Genomic DNA, 6,608 nt, shown 5'->3' on the forward strand with positions numbered 1-6,608 from the left:
GATTCCTCAATCGCGGTCGCACAGACGAAAAAAAGGCAGCTTCCGTTCGACGGAGCTGCCTTTTTCGCTTTCGGCCACCGACGCCTTATTCGTCGCCCTGATCTCCTTGCTCCTCATCGGGCATTTGCGGGGCGCGCGGCTGTGCGGGCCGTTTGCCGATGGTCACGCTGACGTCCATTTCCTTGTTCTTGCGCATCAGGTGAACCTTCACCGCCGTGCCCGGCTTGATCTGCGCGACGACGTTGAGCAGGCGCGTGGTGTCGGTAATCGTGTCCTCGTTGATGCTGACGAGGACATCGCCCGGCTTGATGCCCGCGCGGTCCGCCGGCCCGCCTTGCAGTACGCCCGCGACGATCGCGCCCGACTTCTGGTCGAGCCCGAACGATTCGGCAATCTCCGGCGTGACGTCCTGCGGCTCGACGCCGATCCATCCGCGCGTGACCGTGCCCGTCGTGATAATGCTTTCCAGCACGCTGCGTGCGGTCGAAACCGGAATGGCGAAGCCGATGCCGAGCGAGCCGCCGCTTCGCGAGTAGATTGCGGTGTTGATGCCGAGCAGGTTGCCTTCCACATCGACGAGCGCACCGCCCGAGTTACCTGGATTGATGGCCGCGTCGGTCTGGATGAAGTTCTCGAACGTGTTGATGCCGAGGTGATTGCGGCCGAGCGCGCTGACGATGCCCATCGTCACCGTCTGCCCGACGCCGAACGGATTGCCGATCGCCAGCACCACGTCGCCGACGTGCGCCTGATCCATCCGGCCGAGCGTGATGGTCGGCAAATTCGTCATGTTGATCTTCAGCACCGCGAGATCGGTTTCCGGATCGACGCCGATCACTTTCGCGCTCGATGTGCGGCCGTCCGCCAGCGCGACTTCGATCTGGTCCGCACCGTCCACGACATGCTGGTTCGTTAGAATGTAGCCTTCCGAGCTGACGATGACGCCCGAGCCCAGATTCGACGCAGGCGGCTCGTCGCTCTTGCGCCGGTTCTTGTCGCCGAAGAAGTAGCGGAACAGCGGGTCCTTCGAGCGCGCGTCCGGCGGCAGGCTGCCGTCCTTGCTGGAGAACACGTTGACGACCGCGGGCATCGCCTTCTGCGCGCCCTCGGCATATGAAGACTGAAGCGGGCGCGAACCGATGCTCGGCGCCACTTCCTGTAACGCGACGATCGGCTCGGCGAGTTGCTTGCCAAACTGGCCCTGACGTTGAAGCCACTGCGGTTTCAGGGTCGCGATGATAAACATCAGAGCCAAAAGCACGGTGACCGCTTGGGCAAAAAACAGCCAGAAGCGTCTAAGCATTTGAAGGGATAGAGGATTTCATGGATCGGATCGAACTCGAATTGTATCTGAACAATCTGCTGGAAATCGGCCGCTTCAAGGACTATTGCCCGAACGGCCTACAGGTGGAAGGCACTCGCCGCGTTCAGAAAATCGCGACCGGCGTGACGGCTTCGCTCGCATTCCTTGAAGCCGCGCTGGACTGGGGCGCGGACACGGTGCTGGTCCATCACGGCTACTTTTGGCGTAACGAAGCGCCGCAGATTACAGGACGGAAGCATCGGCGCTTGCGCACGTTGATCGCCAACGACATGAATCTGTTCGCGTACCATCTTCCACTGGATTCACATCCGGAACTCGGCAACAACGCGCAGCTTGGCGCGCGGTTCGGTTTGATCGCGGACGGCCGGTTTGCCGATCAGGATCTCGGCTGGATCGCGCCGCTCACGATGCCGCTTTCCCTCGAGCACTTCACGGCGACGGTGGAAAATGCACTGGGTCGCAAGCCGCTCGTCTTGGGCGATTCCGACCGGGAGTTGCGGCGCGTGGCGTGGTGCACCGGCGGCGCGCAGGGCTATTTCGAGCAAGCCGTCGAGGCCGGCGCGGATGTCTACGTGAGCGGTGAAGTCTCGGAGCAGACGATGCACATCGCGGCGGAATCCGGCGTCGCGTACATCGCAGCGGGGCATCACGCGACCGAGCGATACGGCGTGCAAGCGCTCGGCGCGCATCTGTCGGAGGAATTCGACATCGAACACTTGTTCATTGATATCGATAATCCTGTTTAATGGCGTGTCGCCGATTGTTTGGTTTATCGAGCGGCTGCGTCTGGCTTAAAACATTGCTTTACTAGAACGCGCGAAAACGTGGGGAAAACCCGGAAGGCCCGGTTAGTTCGAGTGATTTTTACTGCGCGGGCCTTGTAAATGGCAACTCCATTCGCGCACACTAGCGGCGGAACACTGATGTGACGGTATAAATCCAACTCAGAAGTGGGGCGTGTGATGCGAGACAAGGACGATAACCGCGTCGACAGCGGCCGCCGTACCTGGCTGATTGCGACGACCGTAGCAGGTGGTTTCGGAGGTGTGGCAACCGTAGTTCCTTTTGTCAGTTCGTTTGCGCCATCGGAAAAGGCCAAGGCGGCGGGCGCGCCGGTCGAGGTCGATATCAGCGGACTGAAGCCCGGCGAAATGATGACGGTCGCGTGGCGCGGCCGGCCGGTGTGGATCGTCAATCGCACCGACGAAATGCTGGCTGACATCAAGAAAGCTGACAGCGAAGTAGCGGACCCGAATTCCAAGATGGAATTCTCGATGCCGTTACCGGAGTACTGCAACAACGAATATCGGTCGCGCGCCGATCACAAGAACATTCTCGTGACCGTCGCCGTGTGCACGCACCTTGGCTGCACGCCGACGCCGCGATTCACCGAGGGGCCTCAACCCAATCTCCCCGATAACTGGCCGGGCGGTTTTTTATGCCCATGCCACGGCTCGACTTATGACCTGGCGGGCCGCGTCTTCAAGAACAAGCCAGCGCCGCAGAATCTGGACGTGCCTCCATACATGTTCACTTCGGCGACGCAACTCGTGATCGGCAAGGACGAAAAGGGAGAGGCTTAAATGGCGACCGCAGACAAGGATGTCGAAACGACGGGCTTGACGGGCTGGATCGACCGCCGGTTTCCGCTAACCGCGAGCTGGAAAAAGCACGTCTCCGAATACTACGCGCCGAAGAACTTCAATTTCTGGTATTTCTTCGGCTCGCTTGCATTGCTCGTGCTCGTCATTCAGATCGTGACGGGCATTTTTCTCGTCATGAATTACAAGCCGGATGCGACGCTTGCTTTCGCATCGGTCGAATACATCATGCGCGAGGTGCCGTGGGGCTGGCTCATCCGGTATATGCATTCGACCGGCGCGTCGATGTTTTTCGTCGTCGTTTATCTGCACATGTTCCGCAGCCTGATTTACGGCTCATACAGGAAGCCGCGTGAACTGGTCTGGATCTTCGGCTGCGCTATTTTCCTGTGCCTGATGGCAGAGGCCTTCTTCGGCTATTTGTTGCCGTGGGGGCAAATGTCGTTTTGGGGTGCGCAGGTGATCGTGAATCTCTTCTCCGCGATTCCCTTCATCGGTCCGGATTTGTCGTTGTGGATTCGCGGGGATTATGTGGTATCGGACGTCACGCTAAATCGCTTCTTCGCGTTTCACGTGATTGCGATTCCGCTCGTGCTGATCGGACTCGTCGTTGCACATCTCGTCGCGCTGCATGAAGTCGGATCGAATAATCCCGATGGCATCGAAATCAAGGCGAAGAAGGATGCGAATGGCGTTCCGCTCGACGGCATTCCGTTCCATCCATACTATTCGGTCCACGACTTCTTCGGTGTATGCGTCTTTCTGCTCATCTTCGCGGCAATTATCTTTTTCGCGCCGGAAATGGGCGGTTATTTCCTCGAAGCCAATAACTTCGTACCGGCGAATCCGCTGCAAACGCCGCCGGAGATCGCGCCTGTCTGGTATTTCACCGCGTTCTACGCGATGCTCCGCGCGACCACCGATCCGTTCAAGATCGTTCTGATGATCGTGATTGCGCTGCTCGGTTTGCTTGCGTTGCTGCGAGCGCGCGGCAAGTGGCGTATCGCGCTGCCGGTGCTGGCGCTCGTCGTGATCGTATTCATGGCATTGACCGAGTCGAAATTCTGGGGCGTGGTGGTGATGGGCACCGCGGTCGTTTCGCTGTTCTTCCTGCCCTGGCTCGATCGCAGTCCGGTCAAGTCGATCCGCTACCGGCCGCTGTTCCATAAGGTTCTGTACGCCATCTTCGTGATCGCATTCCTCGTGCTGGGCTTCCTGGGGACGAGACCGCCATCGCCGGCGGGGACGCTCATCGCTCAAATTTGCGCACTCATTTACTTCGCGTTTTTCCTGGGCATGCCTTTCTGGACGCCGCGCGGCAGATTCAAGACGCCGCCCGAGCGCGTGAACTACAAACAGCACTGAGCTCACGTCCGGAGACTACGCGATGAAAAAATGGCTCTCTTCGATGGCGATGATCGCCGCCGCGATGTTCTCATTCGGCGGCGCGCCGGCCCACGCGGAAGAGGAAGCGGTGCTCGACCGCGCTCCGAATAACGCCGACAATTTTGCGTCGTTGCAGCACGGCGCCCAAATGTTTGTAAACTATTGCCTGAATTGTCACAGTGCGACCCTGATGCGCTACAACCGGCTGACCGATCTCGGCATCAGTCAGAAGGAAATTCAGGACAATCTGCTGTTCACGACGGACAAGATTGGCAACACGATGAGCATTGCGATGCGCCCGGACGACGCGAAAGCGTGGTTTGGCGCGTCGCCGCCGGATTTGTCGGTGGAGGCGAGGGCGCGTGGAAGGGACTGGCTCTACACCTACATGCGCAGCTTCTACCGCGATCCGACGCGGCCGACCGGCTGGAACAATCGCGTGTACGAGAACGTCGGCATGCCCCATGTGCTGTGGACGCTGCAAGGCATCCGCGACGCGCGGTTCACGACGGAAACGGACGAAAGGACCGGCGAAAAGGTAAAAAGATTCGTGGGTTACACTCAGGTGACGCCTGGCGCCTTGTCGAACGTGGATTATGATTCAGCTGTGGCCGATCTCGTGTCGTACCTTTCGTGGATGTCCGAACCCGCCCAGCAAACCCGCAAACGTCTCGGCGTCTGGGTTCTGCTGTTCCTGGCGCTCCTCAGCTTCCTCGCATGGCGTCTGAACGCGGCATACTGGAGAGATATTAAATAGCACGCCAATCGACGGCGTGGGTCGGTGCGACGGCGCTTCCGCAAGGAAGTCGCCTCCGCCGGCCCTTCGAGTTTACTGAAGGGACTTTAAAAACATGATGGTTCTGTATTCCGGCACAACTTGCCCGTTCTCCCAGCGCTGCCGGCTGGTGTTGTTCGAAAAGGGCATGGATTTCGAGATCCGCGACGTCGATCTGTTCAACAAGCCGGAAGACATCGCGGTGATGAACCCTTACGGGCAGGTGCCGATCCTCGTCGAGCGTGACCTGATCCTGTACGAGTCGAACATCATCAACGAATATATCGACGAGCGGTTCCCGCATCCGCAGCTCATGCCGGCAGACCCGGTGCAGCGTGCGCGTGCGCGCCTGTTCCTGCTGAACTTCGAGAAAGAGTTGTTCGTGCATGTCGGCACGCTCGAGAACGAAAAGGGCAAGGCTGCGGAAAAGAACCACGAGAAGGCGCGCAGCGCGATCCGCGATCGCCTCACCCAGCTCGCACCGATCTTCCTGAAGAACAAGTACATGCTGGGCGAAGAGTTCTCGATGCTCGACGTGGCGATCGCCCCGCTGCTGTGGCGTCTGGATCACTACGGCATCGAGTTGTCGAAGAATGCTGCGCCGTTGATGAAATACGCCGAGCGGATCTTCAGCCGTCCGGCCTATATTGAAGCGCTGACGCCTTCCGAAAAGGTGATGCGTCGATAGTTTGCGAGAGCGGAGCGCGGCGGCGTGGGTTTGCACGGCCGTGCTCCGGCAGAGGAAAGTTGATGCAAGAAATCTCCACCAAGCCTTATCTGCTGCGCGCGCTCTACGAGTGGTGCACGGATAACGGTTTTACTCCGCATATCGCCGTTCGGGTCGATGGAGCGACGCGCGTGCCGCGTCAGTTCGTGCGCAATGACGAGATCGTGTTGAACATCAGCTTCGAGGCGACGAGCCAGTTGCAGATGGGTAACGAATGGATCGAGTTCAGCGCGCGATTCTCGGGCAAGTCGCACAAGATCGAGGTCCAGGTCGCGAACGTGCTCGCAATCTACGCGCGCGAGAATGGGCAGGGCATGGCATTTCCGGTCGAGCCGTCGCAGCACCCCGCAGTGGAGGCTGCGCGACCCACCGAGCGCGAGGCGCGCCCGGCCGAATCGATGGCCGACGAGCGATCGGATGCTGAGGGTGCGCTGGATCGCGAGGGGCCGACTCTGGGTTCTGCGGACGACGACGCAAAATCTCCCGCGAGATCGCACCTCAAAGTCGTCAAATGAAGTAGAATCTCGTCCTTCGCCGGCTTAGCTCATCTGGTAGAGCAGTTGATTTGTAATCATCAGGTGGCGGGTTCGAGTCCTGCAGCCGGCACCAAGACGCATATCGGCGGGTCGTGCGATGTTTGCACGACCCGTTTGATTTCAGCGAATCACATGTGATTCGGGTCTTGGAAGAAGTGCCGAAAGGCGAGTCGATGAGTAGCTTCAAAAACTTGTTGACAGACTTCGAAACGATGTTCATAATCTCGTTTCTCTGCTGCTGATGCAGCGACGCAAGACG

7 protein-coding genes and 1 tRNA gene are annotated in these 6,608 nt (G+C 59.2%); 7 read left to right on the plus strand and 1 reads right to left on the minus strand.

From position 1 onward, the window contains the following. Positions 1–85: 85 nt before the first annotated feature. Positions 86–1,303: a S1C family serine protease gene (locus tag AB6804_RS24680; RefSeq protein WP_370888676.1), complete on the minus strand. Its 1,218-nt coding sequence runs from the start codon at positions 1,301–1,303 to the stop codon at positions 86–88. A 20-nt stretch (positions 1,304–1,323) separates the two neighbouring features. Here AB6804_RS24680 and AB6804_RS24685 point away from each other — a divergent pair, with 20 nt between their 5' ends. From AB6804_RS24685 to AB6804_RS24715, 7 genes are all read left to right on the plus strand, one after another. After that, complete coding sequence (locus tag AB6804_RS24685; RefSeq protein WP_370888677.1) at positions 1,324–2,070, plus strand: Nif3-like dinuclear metal center hexameric protein; 747 nt, start codon at positions 1,324–1,326, stop codon at positions 2,068–2,070. Between the two features lie 216 nt (positions 2,071–2,286). Continuing rightward, entirely contained in the window at positions 2,287–2,907 is a 621-nt protein-coding gene (petA, locus tag AB6804_RS24690) for a ubiquinol-cytochrome c reductase iron-sulfur subunit (RefSeq protein WP_370888678.1), read from the plus strand. Beyond that, positions 2,908–4,290 carry a cytochrome bc complex cytochrome b subunit gene (locus tag AB6804_RS24695; protein WP_370888679.1) on the plus strand — a complete coding sequence of 461 codons (1,383 nt, stop codon included), beginning with the start codon at positions 2,908–2,910 and terminating at the stop codon, positions 4,288–4,290. A gap of 22 nt (positions 4,291–4,312) precedes the next feature. Next, complete coding sequence (locus AB6804_RS24700; RefSeq protein ID WP_370888680.1) at positions 4,313–5,068, plus strand: cytochrome c1; 756 nt, start codon at positions 4,313–4,315, stop codon at positions 5,066–5,068. A 94-nt stretch (positions 5,069–5,162) separates the two neighbouring features. Continuing rightward, the gene (locus tag AB6804_RS24705) at positions 5,163–5,774 is read left to right on the plus strand and encodes a glutathione S-transferase N-terminal domain-containing protein (protein ID WP_008344155.1); all 612 of its coding nucleotides are present in this window, start codon (positions 5,163–5,165) and stop codon (positions 5,772–5,774) included. Positions 5,775–5,836: 62 nt separating this feature from the next. Continuing rightward, positions 5,837–6,328, plus strand: a complete 492-nt coding sequence (locus tag AB6804_RS24710) for a ClpXP protease specificity-enhancing factor (RefSeq protein ID WP_370888681.1) — start codon at positions 5,837–5,839, stop codon at positions 6,326–6,328. An 18-nt stretch (positions 6,329–6,346) separates the two neighbouring features. Beyond that, positions 6,347–6,422: transfer RNA gene (locus AB6804_RS24715), tRNA-Thr, on the plus strand. Positions 6,423–6,608: the final 186 nt, after the last annotated feature.

Origin of the sequence: Caballeronia sp. RCC_10 (genome assembly GCF_041360715.1) — a bacterium.
In the GTDB taxonomy this organism is placed as follows: domain Bacteria; phylum Pseudomonadota; class Gammaproteobacteria; order Burkholderiales; family Burkholderiaceae; genus Caballeronia; species Caballeronia grimmiae.

What these genes read in the sequence shown, in the direction of transcription:
- AB6804_RS24680 (WP_370888676.1), bottom strand. Translation starts at nt 1,303, where the DNA reads ATGCTTAGACGCTTCTGGCTGTTTTTTGCCCAAGCGGTCACCGTGCTT.
- AB6804_RS24685 (WP_370888677.1), top strand. Translation starts at nt 1,324, where the DNA reads ATGGATCGGATCGAACTCGAATTGTATCTGAACAATCTGCTGGAAATC.
- petA (WP_370888678.1), top strand. Translation starts at nt 2,287, where the DNA reads ATGCGAGACAAGGACGATAACCGCGTCGACAGCGGCCGCCGTACCTGG.
- AB6804_RS24695 (WP_370888679.1), top strand. Translation starts at nt 2,908, where the DNA reads ATGGCGACCGCAGACAAGGATGTCGAAACGACGGGCTTGACGGGCTGG.
- AB6804_RS24700 (WP_370888680.1), top strand. Translation starts at nt 4,313, where the DNA reads ATGAAAAAATGGCTCTCTTCGATGGCGATGATCGCCGCCGCGATGTTC.
- AB6804_RS24705 (WP_008344155.1), top strand. Translation starts at nt 5,163, where the DNA reads ATGATGGTTCTGTATTCCGGCACAACTTGCCCGTTCTCCCAGCGCTGC.
- AB6804_RS24710 (WP_370888681.1), top strand. Translation starts at nt 5,837, where the DNA reads ATGCAAGAAATCTCCACCAAGCCTTATCTGCTGCGCGCGCTCTACGAG.